We start from the raw sequence: 20,443 nt of genomic DNA on the forward strand, positions 1-20,443 counted from the left end.
GAAAACCGGACAGCACGGGAGTACGGATGCTCAAGGGCTTCAAAGACTTCATCATGCGCGGGAACGTCGTCGACCTGGCGGTCGGCGTCGTCATCGGCGCCGCGTTCACGGGCGTGGTCACGCAACTGACCAAGTCGTTCCTCGAACCACTGGTCCGGGTGTTCATCGCGCTGATCACCGGCAGCAAGAACGGCCTCACCGGATCCACCCCCACCTTCCGCGAGATCCCGTTCGACTGGGTGGCCTTCGTCAACGCCCTGATCACCTTTCTGCTCACCGCGGCGGCCCTGTACTTCCTGGTCGTCTTCCCGATGAACCGGCTCGCCGAGCGGCGTCGGCGGGGTGAGGAGCCGCCGCCGAAGGCGCCGAGCGAGGAGGTCAAGCTGCTCACCGAGATCCGCGACACGCTGGTCGCCGCCGGGCACACGACCCCGGGACAGCAGCGCGGCGCGCTGGACGACGTGCTGGGCCGGCGTACGGAGCCGCCCGCCCCGCGCTGACGCACCGCCACGCACATCGGCCCCTGTGGGAATCCCACAGGGGCCGGCCCGTCTCGTACAGGTGTTCGATAGAGTCCGGCCATGGAGCAACGCAGGCACTGGTGGAACGGCAAATGGGGACGACTGGCCCGGCGGGACGTGTTCCTCCGGGTGGACGCCGACCGCTGGCACGTCGAGCAGCGGGCCGGCGGCGCGGAGGGCGTCTCCCAGTTCTACGAGTACCCCAGCGTCGAGGAGGCCGAGGAGACCGTGCGGGCCCTGTTGGATGGGCCGGACACCTGGCGCGAGCTCTCCCCGCGCCCGCCCAGCTCCTGGGCGCCGCCCACCGGCGACTGACCACCCGACGCTCATGATCGCGCCGCCTGCCGGCCCGGCGCCCGTTCCAAAGCCTCTGGTCCGCGCTCGGGCCGACGCTCGGTCCGGCGCCCAGTCCGGGGCCTCTGGTTCGCGCTCGGTCCGGGCACTCGGTCCGGCGCTCGGGCCGACGCTCGGGGCCGGGGCCGGGGCTGGCAGCCGGCCGGCGGGCACGGTCCGGGTTCGGTCCGGCGTTTACGGTCCGGCGGGCCCGGGAACCGCCCGGTGATGAAGCAGCAGGGCACCGAGCGACAGGCGGTCATCTCCCGGGTCACCACCGGCATGCGGGTGGTGGACACCGTCGGCGTGGAGGTCGGCACCGTCGACCTCGTGCAGCGGGGCGACCCCAACGCGGTGACCGTGCAGGCGTCGACCGCCGACCCGGGCGGCAGCCTGCACGAGCTGATCGAGACCGCGGCCGTCGAGGAGCCGGACGTCCCGGCCGACCTGGCGGCCCGGCTGCTGCGCCGCGGCTACCTGAAGGTCTCCACCGAACTCACCCGCACGGGTGCGGTCTACGTGCTGGCCGACCAGATCGCCACGGTCACCGACGACCAGGTATGCCTCGACGTACCCGCCGGCGACCTCCCCCCTGAGGAGTAGCCCCCGCCTTCTCCGCTCCGGCCGGCCGGCTCCAGCCCCTCCGGCCCCACAGCTCGACGTCCCAGCAGCACCCGCCCCTGGGCCCCACTCACCTCCTCGACGTCCTTTAGAGCTGATGACGTAGACGAATCACAACGCGGAGCAGCCACCCGACGGTCTCTCACGCTCCGAAGTTGGTCCCGCGATTCGCTTACGTCATCAGCTCTAAAGGACGGCGCATGGGTCGGCCAACGCCATCACCTCTCAAGGGACCGCGCAGCGAGTTGCCCCACGCCATCAACTCATTCGCCGGGCGGCGAGTCGCTGACGCCATCAGCCCCGAACACACCGCATGGCCGCTCACCAAGCCATGAGCTCCAAAACATCGCCCCTGGCTCGCACACCCCAACGCCACGAAGCACCCGCGCGTGAGTCGTCAACGTCATCAGCTCTAAAGGAGGCGCACAACCACCTGCGGGGGCGGGGGCACGACCCGCGAACGGGGCATGGCTGCGGGAGCCCGGCCGGTGGGGCGGGCGCGTAGGGTCGGCCGGTGCTGGCGTACCCGGAACCCGCATTGACCGACGGGGTGGTCCGGTTGCGGCCGTGAGCCATGGCGGACCTGGACTGCGTCCGGCAGGCGGCCGACCAGCGACCGATCACCGAGGTCACCACCGTGCCCGCCGACCTCATCGAGGAGGCCGGGCGAACCTTCGTACGCCGGCAGTGGGGTCGGGCGATCGACGGCGCCGGCCTGTCGCTGGCGGTGGCCGGCGCGCACACGGACGTCGCGCTCGGCTCGGTGACGCTGCTGCTCCGGCCCCAGGCCGGGGTGGCCGGGCTCGGCTACTGGCTGGTCCCGACGGCGCGGGGACGCGGACGCGCCGCACGCGCCGCGGTCCTGCTGACCGACTGGGCCCTGGGCACCGCCGGGCTGGCCCGGGTGGAGGCGTGGGTGGAGCCGGGCAACTTCGCCTCCCGGTGGGTGCTCGCGGCGGCCGGGTTCAGCGATGAGGGGGTGCTGCGGGCGTTCCTGGCGCTGCCCGACCGCCGCGCCGACGCGGTGGTCTGCTCGCGCATCCGCGCCGACCTGCCCGGCAGGCGATCAGCGACGCCCTGGCGTGGACGGCTCGACGACGTCGCCGCCGGTCTCGGCGGCCTCTGGGCGGGCCGGCGCGGGCGGCGGCGAAGCGGCGCGGCGGCGGAAGAGCAGCAGCATCAGCCAGCCGGCCAGCAGGCCCCAGAACGCCCCGCCCACGCCGAGCAGGCTGACCCCGGAGGCGGTCACCACGAAGGTCACCACGGCGGCCTCCCGGCTCTCCGGCTCGGCGACCGCCGCCGAGACCGCGGTGGCGAGCGCGCCCAGCAGCGCCAGCCCGGCCACCGCCTCGATCAGTACCGGCGGGGAGAGCAGCACCAGCGCGGTCGCCGCACCCGCACCGAGGCCGAGCAGCGCCATCCCGACACCGGCGGTGACCGAGGCGATCCAGCGGCGGTCCGGGTCCGGGTGGGCGTCCGGGCCGGCGGCCAGGGCCGCGGTGATCGCCGCCAGGTTGACCGCGTGCCCGCCGGCCGCCGCGCCCAGCACCGTGCCCAGCCCGGTGACCCGCAGCGCCGAGCCGAGCGGAGGCCGGTAGCCGTAGCCGCGCAGCACCGCCGCGCCCGGCACGTTCTGCGCGGCCATGGTGACCAGGAAGAGCGGCAGCGCCAGTCCGACCACCGCCGGCACGCTGATCGCCGGCACGGTCAACGCCACCACCGGCCGGAGGTCGCCCACGCCCCCGCCCGACGTGGTCAAACCGATCGCCACCGCCGCCGCGACCAGCGCGGCCGGTACGGCCCAGCGGCGGGCGAACCGGTGCAGAACCAGCCAGGTGGCGATCACCGGGGCGGCCAGTCCGGGCACCTCGACCAGGGCGCGGACCGGTGCGGTGCAGAGCGGCAGCAGCACCCCGGCGAGCATCGCCGCCGCCACCGGGCCGGGAATCGCGGCCACCGCCCGGCCGAGCGCCGGGAAGAGCCCCGCGGCGACGATCAGCAGTCCACAGAGGATGAACGCGCCGACCGCGGCGGGCCAGCCGCCGGGCACCGGCCCGGTCGCCACCAGCAGCGCCGCGCCGGGGGTGGACCAGGCGACGGCGATCGGCATCCGGTGCCGCAGCCCCAGCCAGAGCGCGCAGAGACCGGACGCGACGCTCACCGCGAGCAGGCCCGAGGCCGCCTGGGTCTCGTCGGCGCCGACCGCCCGCAGCCCCGCCAACACCACCGTGAACGAGCTGGCGAAGCCGACCAGGGCGGTCACCACGCCGGCCAGCACCGGTTGCAGCCGTTCCCCCATCGCCACACCCCCGTCTCAGCGGCCGGTCAGCGGCCACCCTAGCGAGAGTCAGCGGCCACCCTAGCGAGAGCTGGTCGGAACCCGGTGCTGGACCGCCCAGAGCGCCACCTCGGTCCGCGACGCCGCCCCCGTCTTGCGGAGCAGGTTCGACACGTGCACGGTGACCGTCCGCACCGAGATGCCGAGCGCCCGGGCGGCCTGCTTGTTGGACATCCCGGCGACCAGGCAGCCGAGCACCTCCTCCTCCCGGCCGGTCAGCTCGGCGTCGGGCGGGGCGGCGACCCGGGCGGCCGGCAGCCGCAGGTGCTCCGGCATGGGACGGCGTACCAGCGCGTCAGGGCCCTGACCGGCGTGCGCGGCGAGCAGCTCGGTGAGGGCGTACGGGTTGCCGCCGGTGCGCTGCCAGACCGCGAGGCTGACCCGCTCCGCGGGCCGGGAGCCGTCGTACACCTGGGTCAGCACCTCGGCGACCTCGGCGACGCCGAGCGGGCCGAGGTGCTGGCGCACCGCGCCGCGTACCCCGCAGAGCCGGGCCAGCGCGCGGGCGGTGAGCTCCGGCGCGACCGCGTCGGACGGCGGCCGGCTCGCCACCACCAGCAGGGCCGGCAGCTCCGGGGCGGTGGCCAACTCGGCGACCAGGTTGAGGCTGGCCGGGTCGAGGGCGTGCAGGTCCTCCACCACCAGCACGGCCGGTCCGGCGCCGACCAGCAGCCGCACGGTCCGCACGGCGAGGCGGAGCAGGGTGCCCGGGGCGTAGCGCTCGCGCGGCGCGGTGGGCTGCTGGGCGAGCCAGGCCAACGCGTCGGCCGGCAGGTCGAGCCCGCCGGTGTCCCGCCCGCTGAGTACGGCGGCCAACCAGTCGTACGGGGCCGGGTCGTGCACCCGCGCGGCGCCGCAGAGGACCACGGCCGGACGGGGCGAGAAACCCTCGACGGCGGCCGCCACCAGCAGGCTCTTGCCCACTCCGGCGGCCCCTGTGATGACCGTCACGGCGGGCGACTGGCGACCGGTGTCGGCCACGGCAGCCCAGGCACGGTCGAGCTCGGCAAGCTCGCCGGCGCGCCCCACCATGGACACCGGCATCATTTCTCCACCCTACGCACTAGTGCGTAGAGACGAACGCAGGGTGTTCTTGGCAAGCTTGACCCATGACGCTGATCCTCCGCTCGGCCATCCTCAACGACGTCGGCCTGGTCCGCACCAACAACGAGGACTCCGCCCTCGCCGGTGACCGCCTGCTGGCGGTGGCGGACGGCATGGGGGGACTGCCCGCGGGCGAGGTGGCGAGCGAGATCGTCATCCGCATCCTGGACGAGCTGGTGCCGCCGACCGGCGCGGCCGAGGCCGGCGACGCGCTGCGCGCCGTCGTCGCCACGGCCAACCAACGCATCCGCGCCGCCATCTCCGCCGATCCCGCGCGCGACGGCATGGGTACGACCCTGACCGCCGGCCTGCTCGCCGGGGACGCCCTGGTCCTCGCCCAGGTCGGCGACTCCCGCTGCTACCTGCTGCGCGACGGCGAGCTGACCCAGCTCACCCGAGACGACACCTTCGTGCAGACGCTCGTGGACCAGGGTGCGCTCTCCCCCGACCAGGCCCGCCACCACCCGCAGCGGTCCCTGGTGACGCGCGCCGTGCAGGGCTCCGACACGCCGCCAGCGATCGGGGTGCTGACCGTCTTCGCCGGTGACCGGCTGCTGCTGTGCAGCGACGGGCTCTCCGACTACGTCTCCGACGAGGCGATCCACGCCGCCCTGACCATGTACGGCGACCGGCAGCAGTGCGGTGAGCAGCTGGTCAAGCTGGCCCACCAGGCCGGCGCACCGGACAACGTCACCGTGGTGGTCTCCGACGTGGCCGCGGCCTGAGCCGGACCGACCGGGTTGCGGGTGGTGGCCCCTCGGGTTGGGATGGACGGATGATCCTCCGCCGGTTGGCCCCCGACGAACGCCTGACGACGAGCTTCCCGCTCCAGGCGTACGCCTTCGAGGCGTCCCCGCCCAGCGGCGCGCGGGTCGAGGCGTTCCGGGAGTACCTGCCGTACAACAAGGGCAACCGGACGCTGGTCGTCGAGGAGGGCGGGGAGACCCGCGCCGCGGCCAGCGCCATCCCGATGCGGCAGAACCTGCGCGGGGAGGTGCTGCCGATGGCCGGGGTCGCCGGGGTCGCCACCCACCCGCTGGCCCGCCGGCGGGGCCACGTCCGGGAGCTGCTGCACCGGCTCCTCGACGAGATGCGCGACGAGGGACACCCGCTGACCGCGCTCTACCCGTTCCGGGCCGGCTTCTACGAGCGGTTCGGCTACGTCGGGCTGCCCAAGGCGCGTACGGTCCGGTTCTCCCCGGCCGACCTGGCGCCGCTGCTGCGGGCGGAGCTGCCCGGCGAGGTGACCTGGGAGCGGATCGGCGCCGGCTACGCCGGGTACCGGGCGTTCACCGAGCGCTGCCTGCGGGAGCGGCACGGCTTCGCGGTCTTCCCCGAGTTCCGCGCGGTGGGGTTGCGGGACCGCGACGACCGCTGGCTGATCAGCGCGAAGATCGACGGTACGACCGTCGGCGCGCTCACCTACCGGATCGACGACCACGGCGGCGAGCTGGTCGGCGACGACCTGCTCGCCACCGACCCGTACGCCCGGGCGCTGCTGTTGCAGTTCCTCGCCCGGCACGTCGACCAGGTCGAGCGGGTCAGCCTCCAGGTGCCCGCCGACGAGCTGCCCGAGCTGTGGCTGACCGACCTGGCGGTGCACGTCCAGGCGCGGGTGGCGCGGCCCGGTTCGGCCGCGCCGATGGCCCGGCTGCTGTCGTTGGACGCCCTGGCCAGCCTGCCCTGCGGCCCGGGGCGGGTCCGGGTGGAGCTGGTGGGCGACCGCTGGCTCGCCGGCACCCACCTGATGGACGGCACCACCGGCCAGTTGGAGCTGACCTCCGGCGGGCCGGCCCCGGCGGCGACGCTCACCGCCGCCGGCCTCTCCGCGCTGGCGTACGGGGTGCTCGACCCGGCCGAGGTGGACGTACGCGGGCTGGGCGAGGTGGGCCCGGCGGCGGGCGCCGAGCTGCGCCGTCTCTTCCCGCGGGCGCTGCCGTACCTCTTCGCCGACTTCTGACCGCCACCCTGCCCGGGCCGGTGACCCTCCCCCGGCCGGCCCCGGCCCGCCGGCCGATACCCGCCGTTCTGCGGCGTGCCGCGGTATCAGCCGAGCGGGACACCCCGACCCGCCGCGAACCGAGTCGATCAACGGCCAACTTAGGGGCGGCTTAAGAGTCGGCAGTCGGTGCACGCGTTCGGGCACCCGCCCCATAGCATCGGCGGGTGCGCATGAAGTCCGTTCTCGCCCTGCTCGTCCTCGGTGTCACCGCCGCCACCCTCCCGGCCTGCGGTGATTCAGGTGCCTCCGATGCCCTTGGTGACCGCCAGCCGGTGAGCGTCTCCGCGACGGGCGCCGACGCCGCCGCGACCAACGCCACCCCGGCCCCCGCCCGCTCGGCCAGCCCGTCGGCCAGCCCGTCGTCCCGCAGCGGTCTGGGCGGGCCGGGCAAGCCGAAGCCGTCCCGGCCCACCGGCGCGACGCTCAAGGCCGGCAACCCGGGAGGCGGCGCGTCCGTGCCGGCCGAGGCTCGGGCGGTGGACACCTCCCGTCCGACCAGGACGATCGGCAGCGGCACCCCGGCGAGCTGCACCTCCGGGGCGGTGGTGAAGGCGGTGGCGGCCGGCGGGATCATCACCTTCGACTGCGGTCCCGACCCGGTGACGATCACCATGAAGGCCACCGCGAAGGTCCGCAACGCCAACGGGCCGAGGATCGTCCTGGACGGCGGCGGCAAGGTCACCCTCTCCGGTGGCGGGGCCCGCCGGATCCTCTACATGAACACGTGTGACAGCGCGCAGGGCTTCACCACCCCGCACTGCCAGAACCAGGACCACCCGCAGCTCACCGTGCAGAACCTGACCTTCACCCGGGGCAACTCCACGGGCGAGGGGACCGAGGGCGGCGGCGGTGGGGCGATCTTCGTACGGGGCGGCCGGTTCAAGGTGGTCAACTCGCGCTTCGTCGACAACCGCTGTGACCGGACCGGCCCGGACCTGGGTGGCGCGGCGCTGCGGGTGCTCAGCCAGTACGACAACAAGCCGGTGTACGTGGTCAACAGCACCTTCACCGGCGGGGTCTGCTCCAACGGTTCCGCGCTGAGCAGCATCGGCGTCTCCTGGGTGGTGCTGAACAGCGTGCTCAGCGGCAACAAGGCGGTCGGCAACGGCGCGAACCCGGCGAAGGCCGGCACCCCGGGCGGCGGCAGCGGCGGCGCAATCTACTGCGACGGCAACCAGTTCACCGTGCGGATCGCCGGCACGATCATCGAGAACAACCACGCCAACGAGGGCGGCGGCGCGATCTTCTTCGTCAGCAACGACCGCACCGGCACGATGCGGATCGAGTCCTCGACGCTGCGCCGCAACCCGAGCGACGGCTTCGAGACGCAGGGCTTCCCCGGCATCTTCTTCCTCGGCGCCCGCCCCCCGACAGTCACCAACTCCACCCTCCGCTGACCCGACGTCAGCGTCGATCATGAAGTTGTTGCCGGCCGCCTCGGCGTGTCCTGCCGACAACTTCATGATCAGCGAAAGGTTCCGGGCGGAGGGCGTACCTCAGTAGGGGTTGCCGTGGCCGGGGGTGCGGGCCTTCAGCAGGCCGCCGGGGCGGCCGGGGAGGTCGTTGGCGTCCGACATGGGCGGGCCGGTGGTGCCGGCGCCGTGGGCCATGCCGGCGAAGAGGTCCCGCAGGGCGGTGACGGCGTCGACCTTCGGGTGCCAGCCCAGTTCGGTCTCGGCGCGCTCGCTGGACATCAGCGGCGCGTTCAGGGCCAGCTCCACCCAGCCGACGTCGACCGGCTGGAGGCGGAACCGCCAGGTCAGCAGCGCGGCGGCGCGCAGCACCGGCGCGGCCACCGGCACCGTCCAGCCCTTGAACTCGCGGGCCACCAGCTCCGGGGTGAGCACCGGGTCCGCGGCGATGTTGAAGGCGCCGCGCGCGTCACCCAGGACCGCCCTCGCGTACGCGTCGGCGATGTCGTCGGCGTGCACCGCCTGCATCCGCAGCCGGCGGTTGGCGGGTACGAGCGGGATGCGCCCGTAGCGCAGCAGCCGGACGGGGGCGAACGGCCCCAGGAAGTACCGGGTGATCTCGGTGCCGGCGTCCCGCTGGAAGGTCAGCCCCGGCCGCAGCCGCACCACGCGCAGCGCGGGATGCTCGGACTCGACCTCGTCGAGCATCGCCTCGACCTCGGCCTTGTCCCGGCTGTACGACGACCCGGGCACCCCCGTCGCCGGCCAGCGCTCGCTGATCGGGTGGTCCTTCGGGCCGGGCGCGTAGGTGCCGACCGACGAGGCGTACACCAGGGCCGGAACGCCGGCCCGGACGACGGCGTCGATCACCGCGCGGCTGCCGCCGACGTTGGTCCGGTACAGGGTGCGCTGGTCGTGGCTGGGCTGAATCTGCCAGGCCAGGTGCACGACGGCCGCCGCGCCCGCGAAGACCTCGGCGAGCTTGCCCACCGCGGCCGGCGCCCCGATGTCGCAGGAGTGCCACTCCACCTGGTCGTACGGCTCACCGGCGTCCGGGCCGGGCAGTCGCCGCGCCACGCCGGCCAGCTCCAGCCCCGACTCCGGGCGCAGCCGGCGCAGCAGCGCCGTCCCCACGTTGCCGCTGGCCCCCACGATGACGATCCGCATGCGGGCTGCGGTACCCGCTGGACCGCACTCCAACCCCCGGGACGGTCAGGGGCGGGGTGACTGGCGCACCCAGCTCCTCTCCCGCCCGCGGCGGCCCTGGGTGGCGGCCAGGCAGCGCGGACAGATGGAGCCGACCGGGTCGGCCTCGGTGAGCACGTCCGTCGAGGTGTAGTCGAACGGCACGTGCGGGAAGCGTCGCAGCCGGGTGCGGCTCAGCTGGAGCCCGCACACCGTGGAGTTCTGGCCGGGCCGCCAGGCGTGCACCTCGCCACCGGGCTGCCGTACGCCGTCCGACCCGATCTCCTCGCCGGACGCCGCGACGGCCGGGGTACCGCTCATCCTCATGCCGTCCCTGGTTCCCCCCGAACGACCTCCCATGCCCGGAATCAGGTTCGCCGGGACAGCAGCGCGGCGACCAGGCAGGCGAAGGCGGCGACGTTCGTGACCGTGCGGAGCAGGTTCCACCGCACCCACGTCGCCTCGAAGCTCTCCCGCACCGCCCGCAGGTCGGCGATCCGGTCCACCGGCCCGGCCGCGTCCAGCCGCTCGTTCAGCGGCACGCTGAGACGCATGGTGATCACCAGCGTGGCCCCGTAACAGCCCAGCGCCGCGACCGTCCAGGCGAGCACCGGACCGCCCACGGTCAGGTGCAGCGCCGCCGCCACCCCGATCAGCAACGCCGCGCCGAGGAACGTCGCGAGGAACCAGCCGTTGAGGATCCGCCGGTTGATCGACTGCATGGTCCCCACGAAGGTCCGGTCGTCGACCACGGCCAGGCCCGGCATGACCGAGCAGGTGTACGCGAAGAAGAGCCCCGCCATCAGCCCGGTGAGTCCGGTGGCGGCGGCCAGTGAGAAAGTCCCCATGCCCCCAGCGTGGCCTGACATGCCTTCGTTGACCATGGGCCGAGAGGCTCGGGCGCATCGGTGGGCGTCTGGTCGCGCGGGCATCGACGGCCGGCCGGAAGCCGGGAGGAATCGACTGGCGAGGTCCGGTAGCCTGAGGGCGCGGGCCGCTAGCTCAATGGCAGAGCTGTGGACTTTTAATCCATAGGTTCAGGGTTCGAGTCCCTGGCGGCCCACTCTGTTGCAGCTCAGCGGCCCTTTGCAGGGCCGCTGTCTTTGTCAGCACGGCTCGTAAAGCAGCGAAGTACAGCAGTAGCGCCCTACCGGTCCAGTGCGCTGCCGAGCCGCTTGAGGGCGTCGCGGGTGACCGCCGAGGAGACCACCGTGTAGATCTCCATGGTGATGGCGAACTGAGCGTGCCGAAGGATCTGCATCGCCACCCGGGGGTGCACGTCCAGGTCCGCCAGGAGCGAGGCGCAAGTCCTGCCGGGCATCCCTGACGGTGATCCGCCGAACTCCCGCCGTGTCGCAGCGCCGGTCCCAGAAGCGGTTGAAGTTGCGCGGCTCGACCGGCCTGCCGTAACGGGTGGTGAAGATGAGTTCCGACGGCTGCCAGGTCGGGCCGGCGGCGTCCCGGGCGGCGGTCTGCGCGGCACGGCGACGGTCCAGCGCCACGGTGCAGATGTCGGGCAGCGGCAGGGTGGCGTCCGAGGCGGCCGTCTTCGTCTCCCGGTGCAGCAGTTCGGCACCGATCCGCTGGAGCTGCCGGTCGATGGTCAACTCCCCCGCGTCGAGGTCGACGTCAGCCCAGGTGAGCCCCAGCATCTCGCCCTTGCGCAGGCCGAGCACCGGGTTTCAGGAGCTGCGTTACAGACCATCTCGGGAGGTGGGTGACGTCCGGCTAGACGATCTTCACGCCAAGTTCCTGCTCCCACGAGAGGGCTGCGATCATCAGCAGATGGAGTTCGTGCTGGATCCGCCACACGGGGTCGGCCCGCTGCGGTTCGGGATGACGACCGACGAGGCCCGTGCCGCGCTCGAGACGCTAGGCCCCCTGAGTTCAACCGCGTACGGCGAGGTTGCCCTGCACCTGCCGAGCGGGCTTGGGTTCAGCCTGGGCTTCGGTGTCGGTCCAACAAGGGATCGGGTCAACGGGATCGAGGTGTGGCGCCCTGCCGAGCGGGACGTCGTCCAATATCGGGACGTAGACCTCTTCGGCCTGCCCGCGCTAGAAGTCGTGAAGCGCCTACGTCGCCATGTCGACCTCAGGCCGAACGAAGACGACGACGGATTCACCGCGCGGGAGCTGTACCTCGCCCTGTGGCGACCGTTCGCCGCAGACGACGACCCGGACGAGGAACAGGGTTACTTCTTCCAATCGGTGCTCCTGGCTCGGCCCGGCTACGACGACACACCAGCCGAGGCAGCAGCACGCCTCGCCGCTGGCGGCCAACCGGGCTACTGATCTACCTGAACCCTCACCGACGTCCGCGATGCTTGAGCCGGCGAGCACGGCCTGGACGGCTCGACACCGATCTTCCATCACGCTCATCTCCACCAACGCTCGGCGGAGTGTCACGCAGGTCATGAAGCCGATCTGTCATTCAGGTCATGAGACCGGACAGGCCGGCTGCCGGCCGGTGTGGGAGGACTTTCTGTACGTCTATCAAGGCGGCCCGCAACGGGCCGCACGCGCCGCCGCCTGGGCGCACGCCGGCTGGCGCGGACAGCGGAAAGCCCAGCGGGCCGCCACAGAACGACAGACCGTAGACCGTGAGGTGGTGGGCCGGCAACCGGCCGGGCCGCGCGGCCACGAGCCCGCGCGGCGTCGGGGAACGCACGCCGGCCGCGTCGGCGAGCTGGCGGCAGTCGCGGGGTTGCGGTTAGAGCGCCTCCGGCGGGGGCGCTCCGGCTCCAGGATGGCCGGGGCTGCGCCGGCGGGTCACGGTCTTTGGGTGGTTGCGGAAGGCCATCCCGCCCGCCATCGATCCGGGCAAGCCGAGCAGACCACCGCCCGACCCGCCAGCGTCCGAACCTGCGTCAAGGTCCGCTTGACATGGCGGCGGCCGGCGGCCCGCTCTCCAGGAGGGCGGGTCGATGGCAGACGGGATGGCGAGTTCGACGGCGTCTGCTGCGCCGCCTGCTGTCCGGCGGTGGCGGCCGGTGCCTACCGGTCGGCCGTTGCGCGAGCGATCAGGGGAGGTCCGTGGTCTGGCAGGACGACGATGAACTGCCACGGTCCATGCTCGACCCTGGCAAGCCCGACGGACCCGTTGACGCTAAGCGCCGCGATCAGGGCGGGGCTGCCTTCGACGATTCGGTCCAGCTGGGCGTAGTGCTTGGCCAGGCTGGCAGCGGGGCCGTTGATCCACAGCTTGATCTCGGCACCTTGGCGCAGAGCGTCGAGCAGGTCCTCGCGCATCGGTCCCGCCGCAGCCGCCAGGAGCCGGTCGTGCAGGCGTTCCTGTCCGCAGGGCCGGGTCGGCGCGGCGGCGGCCTGCTGCCGGCAGGTCGGGCAGGCCGAGGCGTCCTCACGGTCGAAGAGGTGCCGGTACAACTCGATCTGGTCCTCGACGAGGCCGCACAGGGTTTCGTCGTCGCCCCAAGCGTGCTGCACAGCGGGTGTGAGCGGGTGGATCGCAGCGCCGAACTGGGCCGGGACCCGTGCTGTGGCGAACGACCAGCCTTCTTGATCAGCAGACGTCACGGCGCGAGGTTACCGACCTAAGGCTTGAGGCGTTGCACCTCTGCCGCCAGGACCCATGGCCAGACGCGGGCAAAGAGCCTCCCGGCAGTGCCGGGGGGCACAGGATGGCGTGAAACGTCGTCAAGCAGCGATCAACGCTGGCATCCCGGAATGCCGTGTGAGCAGGTGTTGAGCGTCGTCTCCGCTGGTGGCGGAGTAGTGGCTCTGAGTTCCGCTTCAACTCACCTGGGTCGAACTGTTGCCGGGCGTCTGTGGCCGTGTCGGGTTCGCCAGGTGGGGACTGGTTAGCTTCTAAGCCGTGAAGACGACGGGTTGGCTGCGGGCGTTGCTGGATAGGGGTACGAGGAATCGTCCCGAGGCGTCCTCTGACGCCGAGCCCTACGCCCCGGAGTGCATGTCGCTGCTTGAGTTGGCCCGGCTGCTCGCTGGTCGACGGTACAGCGAGCGCGTTGCCAGTGCATATGTTGAGGTGGTGACCTTCGCATCGGCTGACGAGATCGTGGCGATGCTGAAGGTGCTGCTGGAGGAGGACTGGATAGGTCTTCCGGTCTGGGCGCGAAACCTCGCGTTCCGGCTGGCCTGCCTTCAACGGCCGGAGGATGTCGAGCTGTTGCGTGTGACGGCCAACGACCTACATGCCTTCGGTCCCGACTGGGACACCATCGCTGCGGAACTTCACCGTCGAGCAGACCGATTGGAGGCCGGGCAGGAAGAGAGCCTTCCCTGACTTCCTCTGCTCCTGAGCGGTTGTCCTGGTGCTGTCGACAGCAACGGAGACAGCAACGGAGACAGGCGGGGATGGCTACGGGTGGACAGCCGCGGATTGCCGCCCGAGGTCAGATGCAGACGCGGACCGGCCTGAACGGAGCGCCCAAAACTTGTAAGCGAGACGTCGCGCCTTTCAGAGGGCGACCGGGGCTTACCTGGGAAGCGGGTTGGCGATGTAGACGCCCTCACCGTGGACAACGACGGACGCGAGCGCCAGCGTACGACGCGAAAAGTGGCAGGTGGCTGCGGCCCGATGATTGCCTGGGGGTCAAGGGGTCATCGGCTCGAATCCGCCGTTCCGACAGTGGCTAAGGGAGGTAGCGTGGCGTGAGTTCTGGTTACCGCCTACGCCAGGCGGCGGCGTCACGGTAGCGCCACCAGTACAAGGCGGTCAGGTCGTCCGGCCACGGTGCGAGTTGGCAGAGGGTCGGTTCGAAGGTGTCGCGGCCGAGGTCGATCGGGCGCCAGTGCGGTTCGCGGTCATAGTCGTTCGGGTCGGCAAGGCCCACGCCCAGCGGCAATTCGGTGCAGGCGCCGGTATGAGCGAAGTTCCGCTGGCCCTCGATGAGTGAGACCTTGTTGGCGCCGGTGGCAAGCTGTGGCCAACGTAGCTGGAGGATGTCGTCTTCCCACCAGCAGACCGGGCAGATGTCGCAACTGCCCGGCGGTCCTTTCATCGTCCGGTAGCCGCAGCACGGACAGGGGAGTGTGAGTTCCACACCGCCTACCATCCGCTCCCAGCTGAGGTGGTGTCCCGTGATTTACATCGCGAGCGTGGCCGAGCCCTGAAGCGGGAGAGTGGAGTCAAGATCCGGAACATGCGCGGAATGATCGTAGCCGCCGCTGTGAGGATGCCAGGTGTATGTCCTGGCAGGAGGCCCACGCGGGTGGCACGCGCAACTGCCTTCCTGAACCGTGTGCCGCTGAGACGTCGGCTGGTTGCTTCGCAGCTCCTGACCGTTGCAGCGGCGCTCGCGATCGATCATTATGGCGCGATGATCGATCTAAGGAGCGATGCCGCGTAGGCGGCCCAACAGCCTCCGTCGCGAGCATGTCGGGGCGCGGGCGTCGAAGATGACTTCCAGGATTCCTGGACTCTCCAGCGGCACCGTCACAGAGATCTCGCGCTTGGAGCGAAGCCGGCTCTGCCCAGGAGACGTGCAAGCTGCCTGGGAGCGATGGGGACGCTTCGTTCGAGGACCCATAAGAACATTGGATCGTGTCGCACTTGTTGGAGATGCGGGAGAGTTCTACGACGGATGCGACTGCTGCGGCCCGACCGACTTCGGACGCAGGAGTCTGGAGAACGCCATGCTGATGCTGTCGGCTCCCGCCGCCCGCGACCTTCGAGCGCAGGTGGGCAAGCTCGATCAGCGCTTGGCTTGGCGAGCCCGTCGAGCAGGCGCGGCTCATCTTCTTGAGGTGTGGTGGCACGAGTAGATGCCATGACCCCAGTGCCGTACGGCGGGGAAGTACAGCGACCGTGCCAGCCGAACCGGACCGAGACGCGCGACAACAGACCGGATACCTCGAACCGCACCCGATCTAGCCGCTCGCAGGCAATCCATAGGTCCAGGGTTCGAGTCCCTGGCGGCCAACCAGCTGACGCACCGCCTCCGAACTGCGAGACGCCGGGAAGAGGTCATCGGGCGTAACCAGGGACAAACTAGCTCTGACCTTGGCTAGCCGGGGTGCTCGGGCTTGTCGGCCGCCTGCCGTAGAAGCTGGCCGACGACGCCGTGCGGGCGGTCTTCGGCAGCCAGTGGACGTAGGTTTCCAGCGGCGCGCCAGCGCCCGAGCCTGCTTCAAGATCCGTTCGACGTGGTGCACCGGGCTGCGGCCGCGCCTCAGGGGGCGGGTCGAGGGCAGACAGTGATGAAGGACCGGCTGCGGCGGCCGGGGAGGGCCGCCGCAGCCGGGTCAGGTCAGGCCAGCTCGGACGGAAGGTAGCTGGTCGTTCCCTTGGCGGTGTGCACGGTCACCGTGAGGGCATCGACCTCGCCACCCTCAGAACCCGGCCACCAGGCCGCCCACCAACCGGACTTCACACTGGCCTGGAAGACCTTGCCGTTGTCCAGGGCCACGTCCACCCGGGTGACCTCCGGACCCACCAGACCCACGATGTTCGACAACTGCTCGTCACCGTCACCCATGGAACTCATCGTCTGCAGATCCACCTTGCCCGCCGGCACGACCGGCAGCGGACCGTCGGCCAGCCCCATCGAGGCCAGCTGCTCGCCGTCTCCCGCGCTCAGGCACTCCACGATCACACCGCTGCTCTTCTTCATGATCAGCAGCGTCGCCAGCCCCCGCTTCTCGGCCAGGAGCACATCCTCGGCCTTGACCGCCGACGAACTGCCCCCCACGTCGCTGCCCGCGCACTCCCGAGCCTGCGGCAGCACCTGCGCACCAGTCAACGAACCAGGCGTCGGCGTCCACGACGCCATCGCCTTCTCCGCCGTCCCCGGCAGCAACGCCGGCACAGCCACCACCGCAGCCGCACCCGCCGCCACCGCAGCCAGACCCATCACCAACCGACGCCTCACCGGCCGACGAACCGACGCCGCCGCAGCCTGACCGGGCACCCCACGCTCGAGCAACGCCTGGGTCCCCTTGGGTTCTTCTTGCTTGTCCATACCCCCTACCTGTCCGGCTCGGCGGCAACTGTCACACCCCGATTTCACCGGCTGCCACCACCAGCAGAAGACAGCAAGGCGGGCTTTGTCGACCTGGCACAGGACCTGCGGCACTCCTGGCGGCTTGACAGGCAGCCATCCGGCTGCCTAAGTTAAAGGCAGCCGAAAGGTTGCATATTGACAGGCAGTAACCGGGTGACGAGGGCGGGCATGGACGAGGTGTTCAAGGCGCTGGCCGATCCGAGTCGGCGCGCGCTGCTCGACTCGCTCAACGCCCGCAACGGGCAGACGCTGCGCGAGCTGTGCGCCGGACTCGACATGGCCAGGCAGTCCGTCAGCAAGCACCTCGCGGTGTTGGAGGAGGCCAGGCTCGTCACCACCGTGCGGCGGGGCCGGGAGAAGCTGCATTACCTCAACGCCGCGCCCGTGCACGAGATCGCCCACCGCTGGATCAGCCGCTACGACCAGGCCAGGATCCAAGCCCTGGCGGACCTGAAACTCGCCCTGGAGGAGACCCCGATGGACGCGCCGACCTTTGTCTACACCACCTACATCCGCACCACCCCCCAGAAGCTCTGGCAGGCGCTGACCGATCCCGCCTTCACCCGCCGCTACTGGGCCACGGAGTTCACGACGGACTGGTCCGTCGGCTCGCCGATGACCTGGGACAACCACGGCGTACTGATCAGCGACCCGGAGCAGGTCGTGCTGGAGGCCGAACCCTACAGTCGGCTCTCCTACACCTGGCACGCCATCACCCCGGAGCTCGCCAAGCGCTTCGGCTGGGACGACGAACTGCTCGCCCGGCTGTCCGGCGAGGCCCGCTCGAAGGTCACCTTCATGATTGAGGAGGCCGCGCAGGTCGTGAAGCTCACCGTCGTGCACGACGGCTTCGAGCCCGGATCGGGCCTGGCCGAGATGGTCCAGCACGGCTGGCCGAACGTGGTGGCGAGCCTGAAGTCGCTGCTGGAGACCGGCGAACCGCTGCCGGAGGATGCGTGACCTCCCCGATCGGGGCTCGACGTGGCGAGGTACCGCCGGGTCCACATCCACTCCGCGGTGGCATGCCCGCCCCGGTACGGATCATCCCCGGCTTCCTGGTGTGCTGCACGTCTTCAGTTCATGAGGGCCGCCCGCCGAACTGCCAGTTGTGGACCTCGATGTCGGCGTAACGATCCGGGCTGAGGACGCCGCGTGCGATGTCCGAGTCGGGCGCCCTGAGCAGTACGGCCGTACCCAGCCAGGTGCTGCCGTCGTCGGACAGCAGCGGCCCGTACGCGATCAGCTCGTCCCGGTCGGGCGGCCCGGTGAGATCAGCGGCTTCCCCAGAGCCGAGGCCGAGCACCAGGTACCGGTTGCCACCAGTGCGGCCACCGGCGAAGTCCCACATCGTGCGCCCCAGCATGTTGCGCCATCGACGCAGCAGCACGTCCCGGTACACACCGGCCTGGTAATTGGGCTCGTCGAAGGCGAAGGCTCGGGCGGCGGCCGGATCCGGCAGCTCGACGATGTGAAGACTGCCGGTGGGGGTGTCGCCGTCGCTGGCGAGGGTCGGGCCGCGAGCGATCATCCGCGACCCGTACCGGTCCATGTAGGACCAGTGCTCCTTGAGCAGGTGCTCGCGCAGGGCGACGGAACCGGGCCGATCGCGGTGGTGGCACAGGAACTGCATGGCCTCAGTCTCACGCACAACGTGAAACCGACCTGTCACGCATCAAGCGGGCTACGACCCAGCCGTGCGGACTCGACGGCCCGTCAGGGGCGCGCGGCCAGCAACATGATCGGATGGCCGCACCCACGCTCTCTGCGGCATGTCCGTGCGTTTCCCGCTCGTCGTGGCGTCGCGGGGTGGGGGCCTGAGCAGTCCTCTCGCCTTTGCATGGCCGTCGGATACTCACTCGGTCCAGCGCGACGCGACTGGCATGATCATCGGGTGAGCGACGGAGTAGCGCGTGCGCGCGCCGATCTGGCTGCCGGTCGTCCCTGGAAGGCAATTGACCGGCTGAACGGCGTCCTAGCGCATCGTCAGGATCACGAGGTGCTCGACCTTCTGGCCACGGTTCACTACGAGATGCAAGACCTGCCCGCCGCAGGTGCTCTCTGGTTCGTCCTTGGCCGCGACGATGAGGCAGCCCAACGCTCGATCTCGGCCTGGTGGGAGCAGCACCGGAATGACATCGCGCGTTGGCACAGCGTCCCCCGCCCGGTCCGGCGCGAAGTCAGCACCGAGCAGCTGGAAGGCCTGAGGCGAGCGGCCGGGCAAGCGGACAAGGGCGGAACGCGAGACATTGCCCCGGTTGGCGAGCCCAGCGCACGGTGGGAGGGAATCGTGTTCGGGGGATGCGCCATCACCGTCGTTGTCTGGTTCCTGGCGATGGTGGGCATCGGGATGTGGACGGTCTTCCGTTGGATCTGGGATTGACTGTCCTCGAGATGCCGCAGACCGCGCCGCTGGCGCCGACCGCCGGCCAAGTGGCCCGAATTTTCGTACGTCTTCAAGGCGGCCCGCGACGGGCCGCAGCCGCGGCGGTGGTTCAGGCCTCGCCGTGAGCGCATTCCGTGCTGATCACCGGGACGAGGAATGACCGGCTGCGGCGGCCGGGGAGGGCCGCCGCAGCCGGGTCAGGTCAGGCCAGCTCGGACGGAAGGTAGCTGGTCGTTCCCTTGGCGGTGTGCACGGTCACCGTGAGGGCATCGACCTCGCCACCCTCAGAACCCGGCCACCAGGCCGCCCACCAACCGGACTTCACACTGGCCTGGAAGACCTTGCCGTTGTCCAGGGCCACGTCCACCCGGGTGACCTCCGGACCCACCAGACCCACGATGTTCGACAACTGCTCGTCACCGTCACCCATGGAACTCATCGTCTGCAGATCCACCTTGCCCGCCGGCACGACCGGCAGCGGACCGTCGGCCAGCCCCATCGAGGCCAGCTGCTCGCCGTCTCCCGCGCTCAGGCACTCCACGATCACACCGCTGCTCTTCTTCATGATCAGCAGCGTCGCCAGCCCCCGCTTCTCGGCCAGGAGCACATCCTCGGCCTTGACCGCCGACGAACTGCCCCCCACGTCGCTGCCCGCGCACTCCCGAGCCTGCGGCAGCACCTGCGCACCAGTCAACGAACCAGGCGTCGGCGTCCACGACGCCATCGCCTTCTCCGCCGTCCCCGGCAGCAACGCCGGCACAGCCACCACCGCAGCCGCACCCGCCGCCACCGCAGCCAGACCCATCACCAACCGACGCCTCACCGGCCGACGAACCGACGCCGCCGCGACCTGACCGGCCATCAACCGCTCAATGGACGCCTTCGAACGGGTCCATTCCATCTGGGTTGGTGTGCGGCCACGCGCCGGGTCGAGCACGGCCAACTGCTGGAGGTCGTCGTTCATGCTCGGCTCCATGACTGCTGCTCCTTGAACTCGTGAGGGCGGAAAGACGAAGGGGGGACAGTTGCGGCCGGTTCCAGAGCGGCCCGCAGCCGCTGCCGGGCCCTGCCGAGCCGCATGGCGAAGGTCGACCGGCGACAGCCGAGCACGGTGGCCGCCTGCTCGGCGGTCAATCCGTCGAACGCGACCAGGGCGAGAACCTCGCGGTCCGCGGGGCGTAGAGACCGCCAGGCGCGTTCCAGGTCGATTCGCGCCGCGGCACCTGCGGTGTCGTCGGACACCTCGCCCGCCTCCAGCGACACCAGCCGGACGTCCAGGGCCTGGCGCCTCAGCCATCCCCGCGTCTGGTTGGCCATGGTCTTGCGGGCCACCGCGAACAGCCACGGTCGAGCATCGTCCGGCAACTCGTCGAAGCGCCGCCAGGCCGTCAGGAAGACCGTCGAGACGATGTCCTCAGCCTCGGTGACCGGGACCCTCCGCTCGACGAAGCGCAGCAGGTCGGCATATGTCTCGACGTGCAGAGAACGGAAGCGCTCCTCCCGGGCGCTCGCGTCAGCGCGGCTCATCTCGACTCTTCTTGATTGTCCATGCTCCCTACCTGTC

At 71.1% G+C, this 20,443-nt stretch carries 22 protein-coding genes, 1 tRNA gene and 2 pseudogenes; 12 read left to right on the forward strand and 13 right to left on the reverse strand.

The window, feature by feature from the left end; genetic code table 11:
- Positions 1-26 precede the first annotated feature (26 nt).
- The 4 genes and pseudogenes from mscL to AC5L3Z_RS10350 form a co-directional block, all read left to right on the forward strand.
- The gene (mscL, locus tag AC5L3Z_RS10335; RefSeq protein WP_494841343.1) at positions 27-500 is read left to right on the forward strand and encodes a large conductance mechanosensitive channel protein MscL; all 474 of its coding nucleotides are present in this window, start codon (positions 27-29) and stop codon (positions 498-500) included.
- Between the two features lie 81 nt (positions 501-581).
- Entirely contained in the window at positions 582-836 is a 255-nt protein-coding gene (locus AC5L3Z_RS10340) for a hypothetical protein (protein WP_494841344.1), read from the forward strand.
- Between the two features lie 246 nt (positions 837-1,082).
- Positions 1,083-1,457 (forward strand): hypothetical protein, encoded by a 375-nt coding sequence (locus AC5L3Z_RS10345; protein WP_494841685.1) that lies wholly within the window; start codon positions 1,083-1,085, stop codon positions 1,455-1,457.
- 592 nt (positions 1,458-2,049) lie between these two features.
- A pseudogene (locus AC5L3Z_RS10350) lies at positions 2,050-2,382 on the forward strand (GNAT family N-acetyltransferase); the annotation flags it as partial.
- Here the strand turns inward: AC5L3Z_RS10350 and AC5L3Z_RS10355 are convergent.
- Genes AC5L3Z_RS10355 through AC5L3Z_RS10365 form a run of 3 tightly spaced genes read right to left on the reverse strand, consistent with a single transcriptional unit; the run spans position 2,283 to position 4,860 of the window.
- Positions 2,283-2,516: a hypothetical protein gene (locus AC5L3Z_RS10355; protein ID WP_494841345.1), complete on the reverse strand. Its 234-nt coding sequence runs from the start codon at positions 2,514-2,516 to the stop codon at positions 2,283-2,285. The pseudogene AC5L3Z_RS10350 and the gene AC5L3Z_RS10355 overlap by 100 nt on opposite strands.
- A gap of 25 nt (positions 2,517-2,541) precedes the next feature.
- Complete coding sequence (locus AC5L3Z_RS10360) at positions 2,542-3,774, reverse strand: benzoate/H(+) symporter BenE family transporter (protein WP_494841346.1); 1,233 nt, start codon at positions 3,772-3,774, stop codon at positions 2,542-2,544.
- Positions 3,775-3,834: 60 nt separating this feature from the next.
- Positions 3,835-4,860, reverse strand: a complete 1,026-nt coding sequence (locus AC5L3Z_RS10365) for a response regulator transcription factor (protein ID WP_494841347.1) — start codon at positions 4,858-4,860, stop codon at positions 3,835-3,837.
- 62 nt (positions 4,861-4,922) lie between these two features.
- Here AC5L3Z_RS10365 and AC5L3Z_RS10370 point away from each other — a divergent pair, with 62 nt between their 5' ends.
- The 3 genes from AC5L3Z_RS10370 (at position 4,923) to AC5L3Z_RS10380 (ending at position 8,316) form a co-directional block, all read left to right on the forward strand.
- Positions 4,923-5,642, forward strand: a complete 720-nt coding sequence (locus tag AC5L3Z_RS10370) for a PP2C family protein-serine/threonine phosphatase (RefSeq protein WP_494841348.1) — start codon at positions 4,923-4,925, stop codon at positions 5,640-5,642.
- Positions 5,643-5,692: 50 nt separating this feature from the next.
- Positions 5,693-6,877 carry a GNAT family N-acetyltransferase gene (locus AC5L3Z_RS10375; RefSeq protein WP_494841349.1) on the forward strand — a complete coding sequence of 395 codons (1,185 nt, stop codon included), beginning with the start codon at positions 5,693-5,695 and terminating at the stop codon, positions 6,875-6,877.
- 212 nt (positions 6,878-7,089) lie between these two features.
- Complete coding sequence (locus tag AC5L3Z_RS10380; protein ID WP_494841686.1) at positions 7,090-8,316, forward strand: hypothetical protein; 1,227 nt, start codon at positions 7,090-7,092, stop codon at positions 8,314-8,316.
- Between the two features lie 99 nt (positions 8,317-8,415).
- On the opposite strand, the gene AC5L3Z_RS10385 is transcribed toward AC5L3Z_RS10380, so the two are convergent.
- From AC5L3Z_RS10385 to AC5L3Z_RS10395, 3 genes are read right to left on the reverse strand one after another with little or no spacing between them, the layout of a single operon-like run.
- The gene (locus AC5L3Z_RS10385) at positions 8,416-9,498 is read right to left on the reverse strand and encodes an NAD-dependent epimerase/dehydratase family protein (RefSeq protein WP_494841350.1); all 1,083 of its coding nucleotides are present in this window, start codon (positions 9,496-9,498) and stop codon (positions 8,416-8,418) included.
- A gap of 45 nt (positions 9,499-9,543) precedes the next feature.
- Entirely contained in the window at positions 9,544-9,837 is a 294-nt protein-coding gene (locus tag AC5L3Z_RS10390) for a hypothetical protein (protein ID WP_334528983.1), read from the reverse strand.
- A gap of 47 nt (positions 9,838-9,884) precedes the next feature.
- Positions 9,885-10,364 carry an anthrone oxygenase family protein gene (locus AC5L3Z_RS10395; protein WP_494841351.1) on the reverse strand — a complete coding sequence of 160 codons (480 nt, stop codon included), beginning with the start codon at positions 10,362-10,364 and terminating at the stop codon, positions 9,885-9,887.
- 143 nt (positions 10,365-10,507) lie between these two features.
- On the opposite strand from AC5L3Z_RS10395, the gene AC5L3Z_RS10400 reads away from it, so the two are divergent.
- Positions 10,508-10,579: transfer RNA gene (locus AC5L3Z_RS10400), tRNA-Lys, on the forward strand.
- A gap of 84 nt (positions 10,580-10,663) precedes the next feature.
- On the opposite strand, the pseudogene AC5L3Z_RS10405 reads toward AC5L3Z_RS10400, so the two are convergent.
- Positions 10,664-11,192, reverse strand: a pseudogene (locus AC5L3Z_RS10405) (site-specific integrase); the annotation flags it as partial.
- A 109-nt stretch (positions 11,193-11,301) separates the two neighbouring features.
- Between AC5L3Z_RS10405 and AC5L3Z_RS10410 the strand changes: the two are divergent.
- The gene (locus tag AC5L3Z_RS10410; protein WP_494841352.1) at positions 11,302-11,808 is read left to right on the forward strand and encodes a hypothetical protein; all 507 of its coding nucleotides are present in this window, start codon (positions 11,302-11,304) and stop codon (positions 11,806-11,808) included.
- 702 nt (positions 11,809-12,510) lie between these two features.
- Here the strand turns inward: AC5L3Z_RS10410 and AC5L3Z_RS10415 are convergent.
- The gene (locus AC5L3Z_RS10415) at positions 12,511-13,050 is read right to left on the reverse strand and encodes a hypothetical protein (protein ID WP_494841353.1); all 540 of its coding nucleotides are present in this window, start codon (positions 13,048-13,050) and stop codon (positions 12,511-12,513) included.
- 298 nt (positions 13,051-13,348) lie between these two features.
- Between AC5L3Z_RS10415 and AC5L3Z_RS10420 the strand changes: the two genes are divergently transcribed.
- Complete coding sequence (locus AC5L3Z_RS10420) at positions 13,349-13,777, forward strand: hypothetical protein (RefSeq protein WP_494841354.1); 429 nt, start codon at positions 13,349-13,351, stop codon at positions 13,775-13,777.
- A 379-nt stretch (positions 13,778-14,156) separates the two neighbouring features.
- On the opposite strand, the gene AC5L3Z_RS10425 is transcribed toward AC5L3Z_RS10420, so the two are convergent.
- Complete coding sequence (locus AC5L3Z_RS10425) at positions 14,157-14,537, reverse strand: CPCC family cysteine-rich protein (RefSeq protein WP_494841355.1); 381 nt, start codon at positions 14,535-14,537, stop codon at positions 14,157-14,159.
- Between the two features lie 1,206 nt (positions 14,538-15,743).
- Positions 15,744-16,346, reverse strand: a complete 603-nt coding sequence (locus AC5L3Z_RS10430; RefSeq protein ID WP_494841356.1) for a hypothetical protein — start codon at positions 16,344-16,346, stop codon at positions 15,744-15,746.
- A gap of 318 nt (positions 16,347-16,664) precedes the next feature.
- On the opposite strand from AC5L3Z_RS10430, the gene AC5L3Z_RS10435 reads away from it, so the two are divergent.
- Positions 16,665-17,456, forward strand: coding sequence for an ArsR/SmtB family transcription factor (locus AC5L3Z_RS10435; protein WP_494841357.1), 792 nt, complete (start codon positions 16,665-16,667; stop codon positions 17,454-17,456).
- Between the two features lie 118 nt (positions 17,457-17,574).
- Here the strand turns inward: AC5L3Z_RS10435 and AC5L3Z_RS10440 are convergent, their stop codons facing one another.
- Positions 17,575-18,144, reverse strand: a complete 570-nt coding sequence (locus AC5L3Z_RS10440; RefSeq protein WP_494841358.1) for a YciI family protein — start codon at positions 18,142-18,144, stop codon at positions 17,575-17,577.
- A gap of 243 nt (positions 18,145-18,387) precedes the next feature.
- Here AC5L3Z_RS10440 and AC5L3Z_RS10445 point away from each other — a divergent pair, with 243 nt between their 5' ends.
- Positions 18,388-18,876, forward strand: a complete 489-nt coding sequence (locus AC5L3Z_RS10445; protein ID WP_494841359.1) for a DUF6584 family protein — start codon at positions 18,388-18,390, stop codon at positions 18,874-18,876.
- Between the two features lie 205 nt (positions 18,877-19,081).
- Here AC5L3Z_RS10445 and AC5L3Z_RS10450 read toward each other — a convergent pair whose 3' ends face one another.
- On the reverse strand, positions 19,082-19,855 hold the full coding sequence (locus AC5L3Z_RS10450; RefSeq protein ID WP_494841360.1) for a hypothetical protein: 774 nt from the start codon (positions 19,853-19,855) through the stop codon (positions 19,082-19,084).
- Complete coding sequence (locus AC5L3Z_RS10455; protein ID WP_494841361.1) at positions 19,840-20,406, reverse strand: RNA polymerase sigma factor; 567 nt, start codon at positions 20,404-20,406, stop codon at positions 19,840-19,842. The genes AC5L3Z_RS10450 and AC5L3Z_RS10455 overlap by 16 nt, the downstream gene beginning before the upstream one ends.
- Between the last annotated feature and the right edge of the window lie 37 nt (positions 20,407-20,443).

This window comes from Micromonospora sp. LZ37, assembly GCF_059359015.1.